The 21,244-nt window shown below is 54.2% G+C and carries 22 protein-coding genes; all 22 read right to left on the reverse strand.

The genetic code is table 11. The features are described 5' to 3' along the window. Positions 1 to 8: 8 nt before the first annotated feature. On the reverse strand, positions 9 to 380 hold the full coding sequence (gene cheY / locus SPK40_RS13230; protein ID WP_211649870.1) for a chemotaxis response regulator CheY: 372 nt from the start codon (positions 378 to 380) through the stop codon (positions 9 to 11). Positions 381 to 437: 57 nt separating this feature from the next. Beyond that, on the reverse strand, positions 438 to 1,163 hold the full coding sequence (locus SPK40_RS13235; RefSeq protein ID WP_248143635.1) for an RNA polymerase sigma factor FliA: 726 nt from the start codon (positions 1,161 to 1,163) through the stop codon (positions 438 to 440). Beyond that, complete coding sequence (locus SPK40_RS13240; RefSeq protein ID WP_248143633.1) at positions 1,156 to 2,043, reverse strand: MinD/ParA family protein; 888 nt, start codon at positions 2,041 to 2,043, stop codon at positions 1,156 to 1,158. Before SPK40_RS13240 ends, SPK40_RS13235 begins: the two co-directional genes overlap by 8 nt. Beyond that, on the reverse strand, positions 2,036 to 3,601 hold the full coding sequence (flhF, locus tag SPK40_RS13245) for a flagellar biosynthesis protein FlhF (protein ID WP_330960759.1): 1,566 nt from the start codon (positions 3,599 to 3,601) through the stop codon (positions 2,036 to 2,038). Before flhF ends, SPK40_RS13240 begins: the two co-directional genes overlap by 8 nt. 66 nt (positions 3,602 to 3,667) lie before the next feature. After that, a complete protein-coding gene (gene flhA / locus SPK40_RS13250) occupies positions 3,668 to 5,764 on the reverse strand; it encodes a flagellar biosynthesis protein FlhA (RefSeq protein WP_248143629.1) in 2,097 nt (698 codons plus the stop codon). A 131-nt stretch (positions 5,765 to 5,895) separates the two neighbouring features. Continuing rightward, positions 5,896 to 7,026: a flagellar biosynthesis protein FlhB gene (gene flhB, locus SPK40_RS13255; RefSeq protein ID WP_248143627.1), complete on the reverse strand. Its 1,131-nt coding sequence runs from the start codon at positions 7,024 to 7,026 to the stop codon at positions 5,896 to 5,898. 20 nt (positions 7,027 to 7,046) lie between these two features. After that, positions 7,047 to 7,829, reverse strand: coding sequence for a flagellar biosynthetic protein FliR (gene fliR, locus SPK40_RS13260; RefSeq protein ID WP_330960760.1), 783 nt, complete (start codon positions 7,827 to 7,829; stop codon positions 7,047 to 7,049). Positions 7,830 to 7,836: 7 nt separating this feature from the next. Further along, a complete protein-coding gene (fliQ, locus tag SPK40_RS13265) occupies positions 7,837 to 8,106 on the reverse strand; it encodes a flagellar biosynthesis protein FliQ (RefSeq protein ID WP_330960761.1) in 270 nt (89 codons plus the stop codon). Between the two features lie 22 nt (positions 8,107 to 8,128). Beyond that, positions 8,129 to 8,980 carry a flagellar type III secretion system pore protein FliP gene (gene fliP, locus SPK40_RS13270; protein ID WP_248143839.1) on the reverse strand — a complete coding sequence of 284 codons (852 nt, stop codon included), beginning with the start codon at positions 8,978 to 8,980 and terminating at the stop codon, positions 8,129 to 8,131. After that, a complete protein-coding gene (gene fliO / locus SPK40_RS13275) occupies positions 8,980 to 9,369 on the reverse strand; it encodes a flagellar biosynthetic protein FliO (RefSeq protein WP_330960762.1) in 390 nt (129 codons plus the stop codon). Before fliO ends, fliP begins: the two co-directional genes overlap by 1 nt. Positions 9,370 to 9,375: 6 nt before the next feature. Continuing rightward, positions 9,376 to 9,768 (reverse strand): flagellar motor switch protein FliN, encoded by a 393-nt coding sequence (fliN, locus tag SPK40_RS13280; RefSeq protein WP_330960763.1) that lies wholly within the window; start codon positions 9,766 to 9,768, stop codon positions 9,376 to 9,378. A gap of 12 nt (positions 9,769 to 9,780) precedes the next feature. Next, positions 9,781 to 10,827: a flagellar motor switch protein FliM gene (gene fliM / locus SPK40_RS13285; protein WP_248143618.1), complete on the reverse strand. Its 1,047-nt coding sequence runs from the start codon at positions 10,825 to 10,827 to the stop codon at positions 9,781 to 9,783. A 7-nt stretch (positions 10,828 to 10,834) separates the two neighbouring features. Next, positions 10,835 to 11,326 (reverse strand): flagellar basal body-associated protein FliL, encoded by a 492-nt coding sequence (gene fliL / locus SPK40_RS13290; RefSeq protein ID WP_330960764.1) that lies wholly within the window; start codon positions 11,324 to 11,326, stop codon positions 10,835 to 10,837. Positions 11,327 to 11,385: 59 nt separating this feature from the next. Next, positions 11,386 to 12,840, reverse strand: a complete 1,455-nt coding sequence (locus SPK40_RS13295) for a flagellar hook-length control protein FliK (RefSeq protein WP_330960765.1) — start codon at positions 12,838 to 12,840, stop codon at positions 11,386 to 11,388. A gap of 88 nt (positions 12,841 to 12,928) precedes the next feature. Then, positions 12,929 to 13,369: a flagellar export protein FliJ gene (fliJ, locus tag SPK40_RS13300; RefSeq protein WP_330960766.1), complete on the reverse strand. Its 441-nt coding sequence runs from the start codon at positions 13,367 to 13,369 to the stop codon at positions 12,929 to 12,931. A gap of 39 nt (positions 13,370 to 13,408) precedes the next feature. Then, positions 13,409 to 14,725, reverse strand: a complete 1,317-nt coding sequence (gene fliI, locus SPK40_RS13305) for a flagellar protein export ATPase FliI (RefSeq protein WP_330960767.1) — start codon at positions 14,723 to 14,725, stop codon at positions 13,409 to 13,411. Further along, positions 14,722 to 15,537 carry a flagellar assembly protein FliH gene (gene fliH / locus SPK40_RS13310; RefSeq protein WP_330960768.1) on the reverse strand — a complete coding sequence of 272 codons (816 nt, stop codon included), beginning with the start codon at positions 15,535 to 15,537 and terminating at the stop codon, positions 14,722 to 14,724. Before fliH ends, fliI begins: the two co-directional genes overlap by 4 nt. Before the next feature lie 18 nt (positions 15,538 to 15,555). Then, the gene (fliG, locus tag SPK40_RS13315) at positions 15,556 to 16,599 is read right to left on the reverse strand and encodes a flagellar motor switch protein FliG (protein WP_330960769.1); all 1,044 of its coding nucleotides are present in this window, start codon (positions 16,597 to 16,599) and stop codon (positions 15,556 to 15,558) included. Next, positions 16,589 to 18,325 (reverse strand): flagellar basal-body MS-ring/collar protein FliF, encoded by a 1,737-nt coding sequence (gene fliF / locus SPK40_RS13320; RefSeq protein WP_330960770.1) that lies wholly within the window; start codon positions 18,323 to 18,325, stop codon positions 16,589 to 16,591. The genes fliG and fliF overlap by 11 nt, the downstream gene beginning before the upstream one ends. 16 nt (positions 18,326 to 18,341) lie before the next feature. Further along, entirely contained in the window at positions 18,342 to 18,653 is a 312-nt protein-coding gene (gene fliE / locus SPK40_RS13325; RefSeq protein WP_248143607.1) for a flagellar hook-basal body complex protein FliE, read from the reverse strand. 119 nt (positions 18,654 to 18,772) lie between these two features. Then, complete coding sequence (locus SPK40_RS13330; RefSeq protein WP_330960771.1) at positions 18,773 to 20,170, reverse strand: sigma-54-dependent transcriptional regulator; 1,398 nt, start codon at positions 20,168 to 20,170, stop codon at positions 18,773 to 18,775. Next, positions 20,167 to 21,228 (reverse strand): sensor histidine kinase, encoded by a 1,062-nt coding sequence (locus SPK40_RS13335; protein ID WP_330960772.1) that lies wholly within the window; start codon positions 21,226 to 21,228, stop codon positions 20,167 to 20,169. Before SPK40_RS13335 ends, SPK40_RS13330 begins: the two co-directional genes overlap by 4 nt. Positions 21,229 to 21,244: the final 16 nt, after the last annotated feature.

The raw sequence follows: 21,244 nt of genomic DNA on the forward strand, positions 1-21,244 counted from the left end.
TGACGGCATCACTGCATACGTTCGAAAATCTTATCCAGTTTTTCTTTCAACGTGGCAGCGGTAAACGGCTTCACGATGTAGCCATTCACACCGGCCTGTGCCGCTTCGATGATCTGCTCACGCTTTGCTTCTGCAGTAATCATCAGCACTGGTAAGTGTTTCAGGTTTGCATCCGCACGAATTTGCTTGAGAAGATCAATGCCCTGCATTCCTGGCATGTTCCAGTCGGTGACCACGAAATCGAAGTCGCCCTTCTTCAACATTGGTAACGCTGTCAATCCGTCATCCGCTTCCTGGGTGTTGTTAAAGCCCAGATCACGCAGCAGGTTTTTGACAATACGGCGCATTGTTGAAAAGTCGTCAACAATGAGGATTTTCATATTTTTGTTCAAAGTTGCCTCCACTGAGGTCACAGTGTTTTCTTCTAAATCGTGTGTTTATGAAGCAGTCCAAGCGGAGAGCTTGGCCCGCAAACGTTGCATTGCCTGACTGTGAATCTGGCAAATACGGGATTCACTGACACCTAAAACGGCACCAATTTCTTTGAGGTTAAGTTCCTCGTCGTAATACAACGACAACACCAATGCTTCCCTTTCAGGTAATGTCCGGATAGCGCCGGCAAGTGCCTGGCGAAAACTGCCATCCGCGACATCCTGAAAAGGCAGGTTTTCTGCCATTGAATCTTCGGTTGCTACCGTATCTTCAGAGACACCGAGGTCGTCCATACCCACTAGGCGACCACAATTAACATCATTTAATGCCTGATGGTACTGTTCCAGTGTCATTTCGAGATATTCAGCAATTTCCTGATCATTAGGGTCACGGCCGAAGCTGTGCTCTAACTGTGCAATGGCTTCTGATATCCGTCGGCTGTTCTTGTAGACCGAACGGGGAACCCAGTCACCACGCCGGATATCATCCAGCATGGCTCCTCGAATACGTATACCGGCAAAGGTTTCAAAACTGGCCCCTTTGCTGGGGTCATAATTCTGTTGTGCTTCCAGCAAACCAATCATGCCAGCCTGGATCAGGTCTTCCAGCTGCACGTTAGGCGGTAATCTTGCCATCAGATGATGCGCGATACGCTTCACCAGTGACGAATACCGCTCAACAAATGCATGGGGTGTTTCCTGATATCGGCCGTATGTCAGTGCTTTACTCACCCAGAGGTACCTCTTCAGGTGTTGGTTTAACTAATAACTTTTCGACAAAAAATTCCAGATGTCCGCCCGGATTGTTTGGCACAGGCCAGGTCAGCGCTTTATTGGCAAGCGTGGTCAGTGCCAGAGCAGCCGGACTGCGCGGAAAGGCTTCCACGACAACTTTTTGACGCTTGATAGACTGACGAACCCGGTCGTCGAGCGGAATGCAGGCAACCAGCTCCAGGTTTGCCTGAAGGAAACGTTCCGTCACCCGGGTCAGCTTGGCAAACAGCTCACGACCTTCGCGATAACTGCGCACCATGTTGGCGACAATTTTGAACCGCTGGACATGATATTCACGGTTCAGAATTTTAATCAGCGCATAAGCATCTGTAATGGAAGTCGGTTCATCACAGACTACAACTAGTACATCCTGCGCTGCGCCAGCAAAACTCAGTACCATATCTGAGATCCCGGCAGCAGTATCCACCAGCAGAACATCAATTTCATCTTCCAGTGTCGCAAACGCACGGATCAGCCCGATATGCTGCGCACTGGTCAGTTCCGCCATATTCTGCGTTCCGGAAGAGGCCGGTACGATTTTGACGCCGTACGGGCCTTCAATGATGATGTCCTGTAAATCGCATACACCGGACAGCACGTGAGACAGGTTTCGACCCGCACGCAGACCCAGCATCACATCCACATTGGCCAGCCCGAGATCGGCATCCAGAACCATCACCCGCTTCCCCTGACGGCCCATTGCGAGCGCCATATTCAGCGTGATGTTCGTTTTGCCGACCCCGCCCTTACCACCGCTGACGGTGATCACTTTGGTAGTGGCCAATTTTGTCATACGGCGCAAACCGCTTGCTTGATCGTGCATCATTTTCTCAATCATAAATGTCCGCCCCCTGGCTCTCTGCACTATCGCTGTTCCAGAAGTGGGGTTGCTGGCCCATATCGTTTTCCAGCAATTCATTGGCACGGTTCACCAGGAAGCGGCCTGTCGCGACTTTAATGTCTTCAGGTACACGCTGTCCGTCAGCCAGATAAGCAATTGGCAAAGCACTGTCCAGTGTTACGCTGATCACTTCTCCCAAACTGAGTGTCTCATCCAGTTTGGTCAGCACGCAGCCCGATAACGGGATACGACGGAAGTGCTCAATGGTTTCGTGCAATACGCGGCGCTGGGAGGTCGCCGGCAATACCAGAAAACTACGGATATGAGAGCCACTATTGTGCATCAGGGTATCCAGCTGCTCCTGCAGGCGCAGATCCCTTTGTCCCATCCCGGCTGTATCCAGCAAGACAAGACGGCGATGCCGTAACTGGTGAAGTATATCGGCCAGTTCCTCGGCATCTTTAGCAACTCTTACCGGACAACCGAGAATTCGTCCGTAAGTGGCCAGTTGCTCGTGGGCACCAATCCGGTAAGTATCCGTTGTAACCAGGGCGATTTCATCCGGTCCGAAGTCCATGGCAGCCCGGGCGGCCAGTTTCGCGATGGTGGTGGTTTTCCCCACCCCGGTCGGACCCAGCAGAGCGACCACACCACCGGTTTCGAGGATGCAGTCATCTGTCGTAATAATTTGATCGGACAATAATTGAAGCAGGGAGCTCCATGCCTTATGCGGCGCCACATCCTCAGGGATATAGCAGGCCAGCTGATCCGCAAGTTCTGCAGACAGCCCCATTTTTTCCAGGCGCTTAATCATCATCGCCCGCATCGGCTCACGGCGCTCAACTTCCTGCCACATCAGACCGGACAGCTGGTGCTCCAGCAGGCGGCGAATCGAAGCCATCTCTGAGCGCATCGCGTCCAGCTCGTCATCCCGGCGGGATGAGCGCGCTTCATAACGGGTTGGGTCCAGACGGTTCTGGGCATAGCCGTTGGCTGTGCTCTCTGGCTGCGACGCATATCGTCCGGCAGATTCAGCGTCATTGTTCTGACGATAACTGTCGTAACCGTTACTGCGCTGCGGTTGACGCCCCCCGGCACCATAAGGATGCTGCGACTTGCGACGATCGCTTCCGTAACCGTTCGTCTCGGCCTTGGCACGTTTCGAAAAGTCATATCCCTGACGTTCATCGGCCTGAGCCAGGTGTTTCGACTGGCGTTGCAACAACGCGGACAGCGAGTCGACTTCCGTATCCGGTTCCTGAGAGTAATTCTGCAGCACCTTGGCAAAGCGGCCGCCAGCAGCATTCTGAAGCTGAACTTTATCATCAGCGAGCTTACGTCTGGCCTCACCAAAGCGCTCTGCCAGTGCATCACGTGCAGGCTGTGACGGTGATGGTACCGGCGCTTCCGCCGTATCATTATCGACGGCTGCGACAATCTCCACGCCACCGGTCACTTTCTTATTTGACATGATCACTGCATTCGCCCCGAGCTGTTCCTTCACTTCGCTCAGTGCAGTTCGCATGTCCTTGGCAAAAAATCGTTTAATTTTCAATTTTGTCTTCCCATCCGGTGACGGATTACCCTGCGCGTTGCAGCTGACTCAGTCAGCCAGTGACACCTAATTACCCACAGCATTCACAATTCGGATCTGCTTCTCATCCGGAATTTCCTGGTACGAGAGCACCCGAAGTGTCGGGATGGTGTTTTTCACAAATTTCGCCAGCGTGCCTCGCAGTACCCCTGAGGTCAGCAGTACTGCAGGCTCACCTTTCAATTCCTGCTGGTGTGTGGCTTCTGTCAGAGAACGTTGCAGACGTTCAGCCAGACCAGGCTCAATTCCGGAGGATTCTCCTCCGCTGGATTGCATAGTCTTATGCAATATTTGTTCCAACTCTGGAACCAAGGTGATGACAGGAAGCTCGACCTCTATACCATTGATTTCCTGAACAATTAGACGTTTCAGGCCAATACGTGCCGCAGCAGTCAGAATGTCAGGATCTTGACTCTTGCCGGAATACTCGGACAAGGTTTGAACAATTGTGCGGATATCACGAATCGGCACCCCTTCATGCAGCAGGTTCTGGAGGACTTTCACGACCGCACCCAGCGGCAGCTGATCCGGTACAAATCCATCCACCAGCTTCGGTGTCGACTGACCCAGGACTTCCAGCAGGTTCTGCACTTCTTCATGTCCGAGCAGCTGCGAGGCATTATTGACGAGGATCTGACTCAGGTGCGTTGCCAGCACAGTGGCCGCATCCACCACGGTATAACCCAGTGCCTGCGCATGCTCACGCTGCGATTCCAGAATCCAGATCGCTTCCAGGCCAAATGCCGGGTCTGTAGTGCGCTCCCCTTCCAGGCTGCCGAAAACCTGACCGGGGTTAATTGCCAGTTCCATATCCGGGTGAATGTTCGATTCACCGTTATTCACGCCCATCAGGCTGATCCGGTAAGTATTGGGCGGCAGCTCCAGGTTATCGCGGATATGAACCGGCGGGATCAGGAAACCAAAGTCCTGCGACAGCTTCTTCCGGACCCCTTTCACCCGCTCCAGCAGCTCACCCCCCTGCTCTTTATCAACCATCGGGATCAAACGGTAACCCACTTCCAAGCTGATGGTATCCATGGGCTGTACATCATCCCATGACAATTCTTTCTGTGGCGGTTTACTGTCCAGCTCGGCAGGCGGTTCGGCTTCAGCCAGTGCTTTTTGCTGCTGTTCTTTCTTGATCCGCCAGAAAGCAATCAGTCCGATAATCAGAGCCAGCAGCAGAAACGGAATATGCGGCATGCCGGGGACAACCCCCATGACGAACAGAATGCCGCCCGTGATAATCAGTGCCTGCGGGTTATTGAACATCTGGAACAGCATCTGCTGCCCCATATCTTCGTCAGTATTTTGACGGGTCACCATCATGGCGGCGCCGATTGACAGCAACAGCGACGGGATCTGGGCCACCAGACCATCACCAATGGTCAGCAGGCTGTAGATCTGAATGGCATCGGCGAACGCCAGACCGTGCTGGCCCATCCCAATGACCAGACCCCCAATGATGTTGATAAACAGAATGAGGATACCGGCAATGGCATCCCCTTTGACAAATTTCGAGGCACCGTCCATCGAACCGTAAAAGTCAGCCTCTTTGGTGACTTCACTGCGGCGGGTCCGGGCCTGTTCCTGATCAATCAATCCGGCATTGAGGTCAGCGTCAATCGCCATCTGTTTACCCGGCAATGCATCCAAGGTAAATCGGGCACTGACTTCAGAAATCCGGCCGGCACCTTTGGTCACGACCATAAAGTTGATGATCATCAGGATCAGGAAGACCACCAGACCGACCGCATAGTTACCGCCAATCACCACGGAACCAAAAGCATCGATGACCTGACCTGCAGCGTCTGAACCTTCATGACCGTTGAGCAGCACCACCCGGGTTGACGCCACATTCAGCGCCAGACGCAACAGTGTTGCAATCAGCAGGACGGTCGGAAAAGCAGCAAAGTCGAGCGGGCGGCGGGTGTACACCGTCACCAGCAACACCACCAGGGCCAGCGCGATATTGAAAGAGAACGCCATATCCAGCAACAGCGGCGGCATTGGCAATACCACCATTGCCAGCGTCGCCAGTACCATGATTGGAGCACCCATCGCAGGCAACGACTGCAATCGGTGTAAAGGCAATTTATCAGAAAAAGGTATCGACAGCTTCATGCATTCTTACTGGGTTGGAATCAAGTAATTGCCAGTTACGACCTTTGTGTAACTGAACAGGCTAAGCTTCGCATAAAGCAAATTTTATACCGCTTCGGGAAGTCAATTTTTTGACCTGCAGCCAAAACTTTTTAGTGCCGTAACTCAGACGGAATATCCATCGCCACAGGGGAAAGTTTCGGACGCTTTCCATGACCACGACGGTACTGTTTCAGCTGGAAGACATAGGCCAGCACCTGCGCCACGGCCGCAAACAACCCATCCGGGATTTGCTGCTCCAGCTCTGTGCTGTGATATAACGAACGGGCCAGCGGTGGCGCAGGCACGATATCAATCTGATATTCGTTGGCAATTTCACGAATTTTCATTGCCATATGATCCGTGCCCTTCGCAACCACCACAGGTGCCCGGTCAAGCTTCGGATCGTAGCGTAACGCCACGGAAAAATGTTCCGGGTTGGTAATCACGACATCCGCTTTCGGAACTTCAGCCATCATCCGCCGTTGTGCCATTTCGCGCTGCAGCATCCGGATGCGTCCTTTGACTTCCGGCTTACCTTCCACATCTTTGTACTCGTCTTTGACTTCCTGCTTGGTCATCTTCAGCTGTTCGTTATGCTGCCAGATCTGAAACGGTACATCGATTGCCACCACCACCAGCAGCGAGCAGCAGATCAGCAGGACAAATCTCAGCAAAATAGTCAGAGCGTGGAAAATATTCCCCGGATAGGTTTCGATACTGAGCTGAAAGAAACCTTCCAGGCTGCTGTACATCAGGAAGTAAGCGACACCGGCGACAAGGCTAACCTTCAGAATCGACTTCACCAGTTCGACCGCACTTTGCTTGCCCATCATGCGTTTCAAGCCGCTGAGCGGGTTCATCCGGGAAAACTTGGGGCGCGCGGCTTCAGCGGAAAAAGTGATTCCGCCCAGGGCTGAAGCACCAATCAAAGCTGCGACAAAAAGAAACAACAGCACCAGCAGCAACGGCCAGAGCATGTGTAGAATGACATCTCCGGTCAGCGAAAGCAGCTTGGTGAAATCGAACACTTCTTCACGACTGAGGGTAAACAGCTTACGCATGACTTCGCTCATCGCAGTCGCCAGCATTTCGCCAAACCACATCAGGCCCACAGCGCCTGAAACCAGGACTGCGACGGACGCCAGTTCTCTTGAGCGCGGTACCTGACCCTTTTCCCGCGCCTGCTGCAACCTTCGGGGGGTTGCCTGTTCTGTACGTTCCTGACCGTCTGAATCAGCCACCAGTGCCTCTCCCTTTTATCTCAGCAATCCAGCCGGATCAGGCTGCAGATTTGCTCTGTGCCCAGCTGCCAGTGATCTTCATACTGCGCCAGAATCCCGACCAGCAGATACCAGCTGATAAATAAGCCCAGTAACAGGGCGAACGAGAATCCCAGCGAGAAAATGTTCAGCTGCGGCGCGGCCCGGGTCATGACGCCGAATGACAGATTGACAGTCAGCAGCGCAATAATCCCGGCCAGCGACATGGTCAGTCCGGCTTTAAACATCAGACCAAACCAGCCCGACAGCAGCTGGTAATCAACCGCTTGCAGCATGGAGGTTCCCACCGGCAGCGTGGTAAAACTGAGCACCACCAGATTCAGCATCGCCAGATGACCATCTGTTGCCAGAAAGAGCATGATGGCCAGCATCATATAAAACTGGCCCAGCACCGGCGTATTTTGGCCGTTTGCCGGGTCCACCATGGAGGCAAAACCCAGACTCGACTGCATCCCCAGTATCTGGCCCAGCAACACAAAGGTCTGGGTCACAAACTGAGTCACCAGCCCCATCGCCACGCCAATCACTACCTGTTGAGCCGTGGTCAGGAATCCCTGAAATGACAGTAACGGAATGGTATCCGGCACGGCCGGCAGGACAGGCATCACCGCAAAGGTGACAGCCAGAGACAGGTAAAGCCGGATCCGCATCGAGACAAAACGGGCACCGAAGAACGTCATGCTCATCATCATGGCGCCGATCCGGGTCAGCGGCCAGAAGTAGTTGGCCAGCCATTCAAGAATAATCTCTGCAGGATAATGCATGGCCGGCTCAGTAAAGAATCTGCGGGATCTGCTCAACGATGCGATAGAAATAATCCATCAGCATCCGGGTCATCATATGACCAAAGAGCATCAGCGCGACCAGCGTCACGACCAGACGCGGTAAGAAACTCAGCGTCTGTTCGTTGATCGACGTTGCCGCCTGGAAAATGGCAACAATCAGACCAATCAGCAAGCCAGGTACGACGATCAGCGCAACCATCAGCAAGACCATATAGAGGGCTTCCTGAAAGATTTCAACAAAGGATTCCGGCGTCATTGTGCGTCTCCTGCTTCAGTCTTCAGGTGCCAAAACTGCCGGCCAGCGTCGACAGGATCAGATTCCAGCCATCCACCAGCACAAACAGCATAAGCTTAAACGGCAGGGAGACAATCATCGGCGACAGCATCATCATCCCCATTGCCATCAGTACTGAAGCCACCACCAGGTCAATAATCAGAAACGGCAGGAAGAGCATAAAACCAATCTGGAAAGCGGTTTTCAGTTCAGACGTAATGAAGGCCGGGATCAGCACGGTCATTGGCACTTCCTGCGGATCGGTTGCCGTCGAACCAGACATGTTGACGAAGGTTTCCAGATCCTTCACCCGCGTTTGCTTGAGCATAAACTGGCGCAGCGGTACCTGTGCGACATTCAGCGCCTCCCGGGCGGACATTTCTTCATTGATATAGGGCTGAACGGCCTTGGTGTTGATTTCATCCAGCACCGGCGACATCACGAAGAAAGTCATGAACAGGGCAATCCCGATGATCACCTGATTCGATGGCGTCTGCTGTAAGCCCAGCGCCTGACGGAGAATCGACATCACCACCACAATCCGGGTGAATGAGGTCATCAGAATGACAATGGCCGGCAGGAAACCCAGCGCTGTCATCAGCGCCAGAATCTGCAACGTCACCGAGTAGTCTTCAGTGCCGTCGGGGTTCACCGAAACAGAAAATGCCGGGATCCCGCCACCACCCTTGGTGGTCATCAGAGTCGCGGCACCTTTGTCACTTTTCATTTCACTGACAGTCACACTGTTGCCGGCGACATTACCGAGGCCGCTCTCTTCACTTTGTGCCAGGGCCAGCCCGGACATCAGCAGACACAGCAGCCCCGCAATCCATGGCAGTAATTTCAGTCGGTGCATCATTGTTTTTTCAACAGCTTACTGAGTTGCTGAGCGAACTCACCATTGCCAGTGCGTGTTTCGACAGGCAGCGGCTGATCCAGTTTGGTCAGCATAGAAATGTTCTGAGGCGTGACGCCAATCAATAGTTGTTCTTCACCGACCTGAACCAGGACAATCCGCTCACGCTGGCCGACAACCACCTGACGGATCACCTGCAGGCCATTATCGCCCCCGGTCACCCCGGGCAGTTTCATCCGGCGCAGCAGCCAGGCCAGAAAAACAATCAGCACCAGAACCAGCAGCAGCGACCCAAATGTCGCGCCCATATCTATTTCTGGTGCCGCGGCAAAAGCAGGCAGCCCGGAGAAAGCCAGCACTGCGGCCAGCATGATTTTCTTTCCCGTCATGCCCGATTACCGCAGCTTCTTAATACGTTCAGTCTGACTGATCACATCAGTCAGGCGGATACCGAACTTGTCGTTGACCACGACCACTTCGCCGTGCGCGATCAGCGTGCCGTTCACCAGTACATCCAGTGATTCACCAGCCACACGGTCCAGCTCAACCACCGAACCCTGGTTAAGCTGCAGCAGGTTACGGATACTGATCTTCGTCCGGCCCACTTCCATCGAAATGGTGACCGGAATGTCCATGATGGTATCCAGACGACGACGCTCATCATCTGAAATCGGCGTACTCTCGTCTTTCAGTTCTTCCAGCGGTGCTGTTTCAATCGTGCCGTCGCTGGTCTGTTCCGCGAGGGCAGAGGCCCAGTCGTCAGCAACATTTTGATCTTTTTCTGACATAAATCACCTGTATTAATCGTCAATCGGGTCTGTGACGGAGAATGTCGGGCTCAGTTCATCCCCATCCAGGAATGCCAAGTCTGTCTTCACCGTATCGGGCCGCTTTAGTTTTTCTGTTATCTTCATTGCGACATGATCGCCGGATTTGCCCATTTTACCGCGGTAAGTCGGCAGATCCTCCACAAAGAGCGTGGCCGATTCAGGCATTTCCACCGGGATCACATCGCCGCTGCGCAGCTCCATCAGATCACGCAGAGTCAGGTCAATATCCAGCAGTTTTGCACGCAGATTGATCTCGACGTCCATCACCTCATCGCGCAGTGCTTTGCTCCAGCGAACGTCGGTATCCATCTTGTCACTCTGGACACCGGCATCGAGCAGTTCGCGGATAGGCTCCACCATGGAATACGGCATCACAACGTGGAAATCACCGCCGCCGCCATCGATTTCAATGTGGAAGGAACTGACCACAATCACTTCGGTCGGGCTGACAATGTTTGCCATCGTCGGGTTCACTTCGGAGTCGAGATATTCAAACTCCACTCCCATGACCGGTGACCAGGCCTCACGATAGTCTTCAAAAACCAGCTTGAGCAGCATCTGAACGATACGGCGCTCGGTCGGCGTAAACTCACGGCCTTCAATCTTGGCATGGAACCGGCCATCACCACCGAAGAAGTTTTCCACCAGAATAAACACCAGCCGGGCTTCCATGGTAATCAATGCGGTGCCTTTCAGCGGACGAAAACGCACCATGTTCAGGCTGGTCGGTACGTACAGCGTGTTCTGGTATTCACCGAACTTCAGCATCTGTACGCCATTAATTGAAACTTCTGCGGTCTTGCGCAGCATGTTGAACAGGCTGATCCGCATATGACGGGCAAAGCGCTCGTTGATCAGCTCAAGCGTTGGCATCCGGCCGCGGACAATGCGGTCCTGAGATGAAAAGTCGAATGAGATAACCCCAGGACCATCCTGTTGTTTGGGTTGATCATCGTCTACATCATCGACGCCGTGCAGCAGCGCATCAATTTCGTCTTGGGTAAGTAAATCAGTCACAAGAAACCTATTGCATTACGAAGCCGGTAAACAGAACCTGTTCGACGACAGGATTGCCAGACACTTTCACCAGTGCTGACTGTACAGATTGCAGCGCCTGCTGACGCAGCTCAAGACGACCGCTTGGCGAACGCAGCTGCTCAACACTGGCGGCTCCGAAAGATTGAAGCAGCGTGCTCTCAACCAACGGAATGTGCTGGCGGGCCAGGGTATCATTGTCGTCTCCCCGCACCATCAGCTGAACCTTGACCTGGACCAGACGCTGCTGGGTATCCCCCATGACATTAAAAATGAAGGGGTGCGGCAAAATCACGTAATAAGCAGGCTCGGGTTTTCCGGCGGCCTTGGCGATATCAGCACTGGCCGAATCGGCTGACGACGAATCGCCCGACAGAAAATACCATGCAGCCCCACCGCCCAGAAGCACGGGAATCAAAGCCAGTAATAATAAAATAAGGCGCTTTTTGCTGTTTGTAGTTGTTGTCGCTTCTTCAGCCATAATTCCGTGACCTAAAGGTAAATTGTCTCTGTGATGCTCTGACCTGAACCTTTTCAGGCTCAGGCATAGTAATCAATCCCGTCGCGTTGTTCACTGACCGTCATGGCAACCGCATTGCCGACGTCTTCATCGGACTGAAGCTGACCACTTTGCCCGCCGCGTGAAGAACCGGCCTCACCCTGCTGCTGACCGCCGGTATGCTGGCCTGCCAGTTGCTGACCACTGTCCTGATGTACACTGCTCTGTGCCAGTTGAAGCCCCTGTTGCTGCAGCAATTCGCGCAGCCTCGGCATCGCATGCTCGACCAGTTCCCGGGTCTGCGCATTCCCGACATTGAACTGAACCGACGCCTGATCATTGTTAATGTGCAGTTTAATCTGCAAACGTCCCAGTTCAGGCGGGTCCAGGCGGATATCCACCTGCTTGAGATTCTTGCTCATCAGCATCTGAACACGTTCAGCCAGTTGCTCCCCGGCCATGTCACGCTGCAGAGGCAATGGCGGTTGCTGAGCCTGTGCCGTATCTGCGCGCTGCAGGCCGGCAGCCATGGTCTGTAACGATTGATGCTGTCCGGAGACTGCGCCAGTTGCTGCAGATTGCGAATCTGTCTGAGCAGCGTCCAGCTGGAGTCCGGCATCAGCCAGTGCGGCATTCATGCCCGCTGCCAACCCGGGATTCCCGTTGCTCTGGGGATTTCCGGCACTGCCGCCGTCAGACATCCCCGCTTCACCGCCTTGCGAAGCCGTCAGCCGGGCAATGGCTTCATTCAGCCACTCTGGTTGCGCTTTACTGTCGGCACTGGCAGTCTCCAGCGGAGCTGATGTCTGAACACCGGCAAAAACGGCACTGTCAGATGTTTTCGTTTTCGGATCGGTCTGCGTCTTTTCCTGTGCTGCCAGCAGTTGCGCCAGTTTCCCCTGGCGGCCAGCCGTCAACACATCGGCTTCAGGACCCAATTCGGCCTCGCTGGCTTCAGTGGCCTTCGCACCGGTTTGCGCTGACTGTAAGGCAGCTCCGCCAGCCAGTAATGCCGCCGCAGCCTCTTCCCCTTCAAGGGATTCCGCCTCCGGTGGCAAATCTTTGCCATCCTTTGCCGTTTGCAATTGCTGACTGGATGCATTCAGCCTGTCGAGGAGCGCTTCCGCATCCGCTCGAATTTGATTCTCATTGCCTTCAGAGGCGGTTTCGTCGTGCTCATCCGAGCCTTTCGTCTCGTCTGAGGACTTCATTTTTTCTTTGCCGGTGGTCCCACCTGCTTTTTCCTGCCGCTTGCCGCCCTCAACCTGAGATTCACTGACAGGCTGTTTACGGGTATTCGAAGTTTGGGCAGAAGAAGATTCAATTTTTTGACGCCCACTCTCAGCCTTTCTGTCAGGGCGAACCGCTGACTCAAGACTGGATGAAAAACCCGGCGGGCTCTGCTCTTCACGGCTGTCAGGCCGAGCCGTCTTCCCCGGGCGGAGAGCGGTTCCGGACGAACCAAAATCGACAGAAATGCTACTGGACGGTTTCATACCCACCTTACTTTGACAATTATTTGACGTTCCAAGTCGTCGCGCTAAAGGGAGACATGCAAAAAACGAACCATCTTATAAAAACCGCTCAGCGGGCTCGTCGGGCAGACTGCAAGGTCGCAAACTCATCCATCAGTTTCTGCTCCTGACGTGCCTGACGCAGTTCACGTTCCGCTTCTTTTTTCTCCAGCAGCCATTCCACGGACTTTTTATCTTTCCGGGTTTCCTGCCAGATCTCTGCACATTGCTCAACCTGACGTTCAAATTCTCTGCCCGCCGCGGCTTGCTGGGCCAGCGTTTCATCCAGCTGCCCCAGAAACTTATGCAGATGACTGAACTGGCTGGCGGTCAGACCGTTCTGCCCCCGCTCCGTCAGCTGCCGGCAATAGTCAAAACGATATTTTTCAATCTGTTCCCGCTGCAGATAAAAACTGTCCAGGTCGCGTTTCGCCTGTTCCAGCGCCAGAAAAGCGTTATGTTCCTTTTCTTTCGCCTGTTCAAGAATGAGTACCAGCGCCCGTTCAGACATGACAGCCTCCCGTGGCTTTCTGACCCGCGATTATCATCTTCAGGCCCCCAGCGTGGAACGCAGCATATTGACGCACATCTCGTAAGGAACCGATTCTTTCATTCCTTGCTGCAGATATGCATCCAACCTGGGTTTCAGCGTGAACGCCTGGTCAATGGCTGGATCGGTGCCGGGTTTATAAGCCCCGATCGCAACCAGTTCCTGATTTTTACGGCAGATAGACAAAATCTGACGGACAGCTTTCGACATCAGCATCTGCTCTTCACTGACAATGGCGGGCATCACCCGGCTGACAGAACGTTCCACATCGATCGCCGGATAGTGACCGGCGTCCGCCATCTCACGCGACAAGACAATGTGGCCATCGAGGATGGCCCTTGAGGCATCCGCTATCGGATCCTGAAGGTCGTCGCCTTCCGTCAGAACGGTGAAGAAGGCCGTGATAGAACCCTGATCTTCACCGCCATTTCCCGCACGCTCCACCAGTGCCGGTAACTTGGCAAAAACAGAAGGCGGGTAACCTTTGGTCGCTGGCGGTTCCCCGATCGACAATGCAATTTCCCGCTGTGCCTGTGCAAAACGGGTCAGAGAATCCATTAACAGCAGCACGTCCAGCCCCTGATCGCGGAAATATTCCGCAACCGTCAGTGCGGTCTGGCAGCCTTTCAAGCGCATCAGTGGGGAGGCATCGGCCGGTGCTGCAACAACGACAGCTCGCTGACGGCCTTCTTCGCCCAGGATCTCATCGATAAATTCTTTCACTTCGCGCCCACGCTCACCGATCAGACCCACGACAACCACCTGTGCTGTCGTGCCCCGGGTCATCATGCCCAGCGTCACGGACTTACCGACACCGGAACCGGCAAACAGACCAATCCGCTGACCTTTACCAACCGTCAGCAGGCCATTGATGGCCTTAAGGCCGACATCAAGGGGGTCATGAATCGGTTTACGTGCGAGGGGGTTAATTGGCTCAGCATTCAGAGAAGCGCGTGAGGCGGTATAGAGCCGGCCTTTGCCGTCCAGCGGATTGCCCATTCCGTCAATCACCCGGCCCAGCAGTTCAGGACCGACCGGCAAGCCGCCATCATGCATCAGCGGCGTCACCTTGGCCCCAGGCATCACGCCCGTCAGCTGTTCACTCGGCATCAGAAAAAGGGTCTCACCACTAAAACCGACGACTTCAGCTTCAATGTTTCCCTGAATGGCTTCGACCTGGCAGACACTGCCGACCGGAGCACGGCAGCCAATGGCTTCCAGAGTCAGGCCGACCACTCGGACCAGCCGCCCGGAGGCGACAGGCCTGCAGGCCAGTGATTGTGTTTGGTAACTCGCCAGACGTTGTGTCAGGGTCATTCCCCGGACTCCTGCGGCGCTTCATCGGCCGGGCGGTTATTCATACCGAGAAACTGCGACAACAGGTGACGGATTCGATCCTCCATCCGGTAATCAACACTGGAATCTCCGGCTGCAACCTGAACATCCCCACGAGACAGTCCTGGCTCAGCCAGTAACTGCCAATGACGATTTTCCAGCTCCTGCTGGCCGTATGCCGACTCGACCAGGGACAGATCCTCCGGATGTAACTGAAGCGTCAGTTGCTGCGAAGCCAGCGGTAACGCTGCCACCGCTTCCCGGACCGTTGAGAGAATAACCTGCGGGTTGGTCTGGACCTCGACCCGGATCAGTTCCCGGGTTAAAGCCAGAACCATATTGACTAACTGGCTCTCGACTTCATTGTCGACCTGCCGTAAAGGCTCAGCCAGCTGATTCACAATGTCTGTCAGGCTGGCAACGTGTGTATCGATTACCGCCTGACCGGCTGCCAGCCCTTCTTCCCGGCCAGCTTCCAGACCTTCCTGATGTCCAGTGGCAACACCTTCCTGACGGCCGGTTTCAAAACCTTCTGCATGTCCGGCAGCCCGGCCTTCATCCAGCCCCTCTTCATACGCAGACTGACGGATGTCTTCCAGTTCAGCAGCTGTCAGAGGCTGGGGTTCAGGTTCGTCGGTATCAATTACCGCAGGCCGCCAGCTGGGATCGTAATTCAGGGCATTGTCCGCTGGCGCATGATCGGCTTCGGTGTAATCCGGATATGCCCAGCGTTCCAGTTCTTCAGCCTGATGACCACTCAAACGCACAAAGCCGCGACGGCGTTCCATCGTCATTCTGTTTCCCCAACTGAATTAGAGATACTCATCCTGACCACCGCCACCATTCAGCATCAGCTCACCGCCTTCAGCCAAACGACGGGCAATGGACAGAATTTCTTTCTGCGCTGCTTCCACGTCAGAAACACGGATTGGTCCCATGGCTTCCAGATCGTCCATCAGCAACTCAGCAGCACGCTTGGACATATTACGCATGATTTTCTCACGCAGCATATCGTCGGCACCTTTGAGGGCTTTCTGCAACAGTTCCTGCGGCACTTCGCGCAGCAGGCTCTGGATACCCCGGTCGTCGACCTCGGCGAGGTTCTCGAAGACGAACATCAGATCTTCGATCTGAACCGCCATCTCCTCGTCGTTCTCGCGGATTTGCTCCATCAGCAGACCCTCGATGTTGTTGTCGAGGTAGTTCATAATATCGGCTGCAGCCTTCATGCCGCCAATCTTCGCGGCCTGAGCACCAGCCTGACCTGCAAACTGTTTCTCCATGATGTCGTTCAGTTCGTGCAGTGCCGCCGGCTGAACTTCTTCCAGGTTGGCAATCCGCATCATCAGATCCAGGCGGACCCGCTCCGGGAACTGCGACAGGATCTCTGCCGACTGCTCCGGATCCAGATAAGACAGAACAATGGTCTGGATCTGCGGGTGCTCATTGAGAATGATACTGGCCACCTGACGCGGATCCATCCATTTCAGTGAATCCAGACCACGGGAGCCGCTGCCCATCAGGATCTGATCAACCAGGTTATTCGCCTTGTCTTCACCCAATGCTGCAATCAGGGTATTGCGGACGAAGTCCGCACTGCCCATACCAATGCTGGTGTATTTCTGAATATCGGTCAGAAACTGACGGTGAACAGCCGAGGCTTTTTCAGTGCTCAGTTCCTTCATGCTGGCCATGGCACCACCCACCCGCTGAACCTGTTTCGGCTCGAGGTGGCGGATAATCGAAGCAGCATCCTGCTCATTCAGACTGAGCAGTAAGATCGCCGCTTTTTCCGTGCCGCTCAGACTTTCAATGTCAAAGGGCTTTTCTTCAGTAGTCGCGACTTCATTTGCCATCTTCGTATACCCAGTTCTTCACTACCATCGCCGCCAGATCCGGCTCATTCGCTACCAGTGCACGCACCGCTTTCAGCAGGTCATCATCTTTGTGCAGATTAGGCAGTTCCAGATTACTATTCGTCAGGTCAATCCCCTCAACGCCATCCAGATCAGCACCAATCAGCTCATCACCGTCTCCGAGAATTGGCATACCGTTTTCATCCAGTGGCGTACCATCGGCAGCCTGATTCGGATACAACAGTTTGCGCATCGCAGGACGTACCAGAATCAGCAGGACAGCAACAATCACCAGTGCAGCTGCCAGCCAGCGTACCCAGGTATTGAAATTCGGATGTTCCCAGATCGGCATGTCGACCACACGCTCTTGCTCTGGTGTAGCAAAAGGTACGGAAATCACTTCCAGCATATCGCCGCGACCTTCAAGGAAACCAACACCACCCATCAGCAGGCGGCGAATTTTCACCAGTTCCGCTTCCGTCACCGGCACCCGGGTCAATTCACCGGTTTCCGGATTCACCTGCTGCTTATAGTTCACGGCAACAGAAACCGTCTGACGACTGATTGTTCCGGTTTGAGAGCGCTTGTGACGAATCGTGGTATCCAGCTCGAAGTTTCGAGTCGCTTCACGGTGGACAGAACCGTCGCCGCCCTTGCCGGTTTGCAGATCGATCACATCCTGCGGGATAGACGAATCCTGCGGCGGCTGATTGCTCAGTGCCCCCGGAATCCCGGCTACAGCCCGGCCATTGTTGTAATCTTCCAGCGTGTATTCACTTCGGGTCGACGGCGTATTCGGATCAAAACGCTTCTGAGTTTCTTCCTGCGCGCTGAAATCCATCGAGACATCCACCTGTGAGGTGTAGTTACCCAGACCAAGGACAGGGATCAGAATCGCATCAATCTTTTCACGCAGCGCCTGTTCCTGCTTCCGCTCCAGCTCGTATTCTTTCCGGCGCGCGGTGGCTGCCGGGTCTTCCGTGCCTGAACTCAGCAGACGACCGTGTTGATCGGTGACCGTGACACGGCTCGGTTTCAGACCGGGAACTGCGGTCGACACCATATCAACAATCGAGTCGACTTCCTGCTGCCCCAGCGTGCCGCCGGTACTCAGCGTTAAGAAGACACTGGCCGTTGCTTCCTGATTATGACGAACAAAAACACTTTGTTTCGGCATTGCCAGCAGAACCTGTGCTTTACGCACCTGGCTGATTTGTTCAATTGCACGGGCAAGCTGACGCTCACGGCTGAGCTTCAGACGCTCCTGCTCCAGACGTTGTGAAACACCAAAGCCCATATCCTGCAGCAGGATATCGTCTCCTTCCGCAGTCGGATTGTTCAGCCCGGCACGAGTCAGCTCTAACTTCATCGCCCCGTACTGATCGGCCGGGACGCGAATAGTATTGCCATCAAGCTGATATTCGATCTTCTTCTGGTCAAAATGGTCCAGAATCGGAATCAATTCTTCCGTGGAAAAATTTCCTAATGGCCGCATTTCCGGCTCTTTCAGCCACGCCACGACCAGGACAATCAAGGCAACACAAATCGCCACTGACAGTACCAGGATCACCTGACGCAGCAAATCAAGATTGCCCAGCATGCTGTCTACACGCGTGGCACTCTTTTCTTCAAGATCCGGATTTTGCAGCTCCAGATCGCTATCGGAAACGATCGGGGCTGGTGCATTACCCGCTACGGCGAGTTCGTTGGATGTTTGTTCCGACACTCACTTAATTCCTGAATTAAACCGGCATGTTCATCAGTTCTTTATAAGCCTCAACCAGCTTATTCCGAACCTGAACCGTTGCTTCAAAAGCGACACTGGATTTGTTCCGGGCGATCATCACATCCGACAGCGAAATGCTGCGGTCGCCCTGATCAAAACGGCTGCTCAGTTCACTGGACGTCTTTTGCAGACCGTTCACATTCTGGATGGCGTCTTGCAGGGCAGCACCAAAATCGGCACTTACCTGCGCGCCGGTCGCCGGACGGGAGGTATTCGTGGCCTCCATTTTCAATGCCTGCATTTCTGACAGTAATCCGTTGACTTTCATCTGTTATCTCCGTGCTACTTTTTTTTGACGATTGATTTGCCATCGCGTCTTTAAAAGATAAAGTTGTGCAAGCTTAACGCCAAAAATATGAAATTAATCTGTTATTTCATCTTTTATAGTCAAACTGGGATCTCGATTCCGGCGTCCCTCATCTTGGCCAGTTTGTACCTCAGCGTACGCGGACTGATGCCTAAACGCTCAGCGACTTCTTTCCGTTTTCCTTCACAGGCCTGAATCGCATCGAGGATAATCGCGAACTCCTGTTCACGCAGTTCACTGCCCAAACCTTCCGAACTGACACCGGCTGGTACAGGGATAAAAAGGCTCTCACTGGCAACCGGAGCGACAGGCGCCGCGGTTGTGACCACCTGCTGTAATCCTTGTGCATCCATCCAGTCCAGTCCTTCCAGCAGGATGTGTTCACCGCCGATTTCTGCGTCTCCTGCCAGGATCAGGGCCCGTTGCACTACATTGTCCAGCTCGCGGACATTACCCGGCCAGCCGTACTGCAATAGTCGGGTTTGTGCGGCTTTCGAGAAAACGGGCGCCGGTAATCCCTGTTTCTGACAATGTCGCTCAGCCAGATGACTGGCCAGCGGCAAAATATCTCCCGGCCGTTCCGCCAGTGCCGGCCAGACGAGAGGAAATACATTCAATCGGTAGTAAAGGTCTTCCCGGAAATTTCCTTCCGCCACATACTGCTTCAGATCGCGGTTACTGGTCGCCAGGACACGCACATCCAGCTTGATACTTTTGCGGCTGCCCAGCCTTTCCACTTCACGTTCCTGAAGGACGCGGAGTAACTTCGCCTGCAGGTTCAGGTCCATTTCACTGATTTCATCCAGCAGAATCGTACCGCCCTGCGCCTGCTCGAACTTACCCGGACATGCCTGAACGGCACCGGTAAAAGCACCTTTCTCATAACCAAACAATGTGGCTTCCAGCATATTGTCAGGAATCGCCGCACAGTTAATGGCGATAAACGGCCCTTCACATCGCGTAGAGTGCTGATGAATGTAGCGGGACATTACTTCTTTTCCGGAACCGCTTGGTCCCAGCACCATGACACTGGCATCCGTCTGGGCCACCCGCTCAGCCAGTGCCAGTAACTTCAGACTTTTTTCATCCGCCACCACAGCATGACTGCTTTCCGCTTTCACCGGTGCATAGCGGCTGACCATGTTCAGCAGCACTTCCGGCGCAAAAGGTTTTGCCATGTAATCAATCGCGCCATCTTTCATGGCTGCCACGGCATCTTCGATGTTGGCATACGCTGTCATCAGCAGCACCGGCAATTTGGGCCAGTGCTGTTTGATATTGCGCAACAAACCCAGTCCATCCATACCTGCCATCTGAACATCGGACACAACAATATCGACCTTTTCAGACTTCAGCTGTAACAGTGCCTGCTCCGCACTTTCCGCTTCCAGCCATTGATAGCCGGCAAGTGCCAGCGTGTCGACCAGGGCCTCGCGCAGTCCTTCGTCATCCTCAACGATCAGTACACGGCTTGTCATCGCCCTTCTCCTGTTACTGTCAGTTCATGGTTACCAGGTTCTGTGTATGCAGCCATCGGCAGACTCAGAGTGAATGTAGCGCCGTCTCCCGGTACGGAATACAGGGACAGGCCGCCGTTGTGCGCCTTCGCGACCATCTGTACCACCGCCAGTCCAAGGCCGGTGCCCTGCTGCCGTGTGGTGAAAAAAGGTTCCAGGACTTTCTGCTGCATCTCGGGCTCAATACCCGGCCCGTTATCCTTCACACTCAGGTGGATGATGTCATCCTCACAAAGGACCGACAGGCTGACGGTACACTGCTTACCCGCCATCTGAATCGCATTGGTGATCAGATTGCCAATCGCACTGGCGAGCGCATTGACGTTCCCCAAAATACAGGGGCTTTCATCATCACACTCGATCGAGAAATCAACCTGACTCGCCACCACCTGAGCTTCAATCATGGCGTCCAGCTCATTGAACAGACATTCCAGTGTGAAAGGCGCAACGACTTTGTTATCGCCGCCTTTGGCAAACAACAGCATGTCGTTCACCTGCTTTTCCAGGTCACGCAGCCTGTCCATCAGCTTGGTCTGGAACCTGTCCCGTGTCTGTGGTGTCAGTTGGGGCGAAGATAAGTTGGCGGCATACAGCATCGCACTGGACAAGGGAGTCCTGACCTGATGCGCCAGTGACGCGACCATACGGCCCAGTGAGGACAGACGCTGCATTTCGCTGAACCGGGACTGGAGCAGACGGGTTTCCGTCATATCCGTAATCACAATCAGCTGACCACTGTCCGATGCTGAAATTGCCAGCTTCACTTTACGACCACTGCGCAGAGAGATTTCGTGGCCGTCATCGTCCTGAGGTGCGAATGCACGCTGGATCACAGCCACCCAGCGTTCTCCAGCCAGCGGCTCTCCTAACAGGCGGACAGCTTCGGGGTTGGCTTCACATACTTTTCCCATCCCATCGAGCAAGATCACGCCTGTCGGCATGACTTCAAGGACCTGCTTATAACGGCTGACCTGCTGGCTGAGGTTTCCCAACGGAGAGACTGACTGTCCTTCTTCCACCTTGACACCTTTTGAC

It is taken from the genome of Photobacterium sp. 53610 (assembly GCF_036409375.1).
Taxonomy (GTDB): domain Bacteria; phylum Pseudomonadota; class Gammaproteobacteria; order Enterobacterales; family Vibrionaceae; genus Photobacterium.

Bases quoted from the DNA above. Each gene is read 5' to 3' on its own strand.
- cheY (WP_211649870.1), bottom strand. From the start codon at position 380: ATGAAAATCCTCATTGTTGACGACTTTTCAACAATGCGCCGTATTGTC.
- SPK40_RS13240 (WP_248143633.1), bottom strand. From the start codon at position 2,043: ATGATTGAGAAAATGATGCACGATCAAGCAAGCGGTTTGCGCCGTATG.
- flhA (WP_248143629.1), bottom strand. From the start codon at position 5,764: ATGAAGCTGTCGATACCTTTTTCTGATAAATTGCCTTTACACCGATTG.
- fliR (WP_330960760.1), bottom strand. From the start codon at position 7,829: ATGCATTATCCTGCAGAGATTATTCTTGAATGGCTGGCCAACTACTTC.
- fliQ (WP_330960761.1), bottom strand. From the start codon at position 8,106: ATGACGCCGGAATCCTTTGTTGAAATCTTTCAGGAAGCCCTCTATATG.
- fliP (WP_248143839.1), bottom strand. From the start codon at position 8,980: ATGCACCGACTGAAATTACTGCCATGGATTGCGGGGCTGCTGTGTCTG.
- fliO (WP_330960762.1), bottom strand. From the start codon at position 9,369: ATGACGGGAAAGAAAATCATGCTGGCCGCAGTGCTGGCTTTCTCCGGG.
- fliN (WP_330960763.1), bottom strand. From the start codon at position 9,768: ATGTCAGAAAAAGATCAAAATGTTGCTGACGACTGGGCCTCTGCCCTC.
- fliL (WP_330960764.1), bottom strand. From the start codon at position 11,326: ATGGCTGAAGAAGCGACAACAACTACAAACAGCAAAAAGCGCCTTATT.
- SPK40_RS13295 (WP_330960765.1), bottom strand. From the start codon at position 12,840: ATGAAACCGTCCAGTAGCATTTCTGTCGATTTTGGTTCGTCCGGAACC.
- fliJ (WP_330960766.1), bottom strand. From the start codon at position 13,369: ATGTCTGAACGGGCGCTGGTACTCATTCTTGAACAGGCGAAAGAAAAG.
- fliI (WP_330960767.1), bottom strand. From the start codon at position 14,725: ATGACCCTGACACAACGTCTGGCGAGTTACCAAACACAATCACTGGCC.
- fliH (WP_330960768.1), bottom strand. From the start codon at position 15,537: ATGACGATGGAACGCCGTCGCGGCTTTGTGCGTTTGAGTGGTCATCAG.
- fliG (WP_330960769.1), bottom strand. From the start codon at position 16,599: ATGGCAAATGAAGTCGCGACTACTGAAGAAAAGCCCTTTGACATTGAA.
- fliE (WP_248143607.1), bottom strand. From the start codon at position 18,653: ATGAAAGTCAACGGATTACTGTCAGAAATGCAGGCATTGAAAATGGAG.
- SPK40_RS13330 (WP_330960771.1), bottom strand. From the start codon at position 20,170: ATGACAAGCCGTGTACTGATCGTTGAGGATGACGAAGGACTGCGCGAG.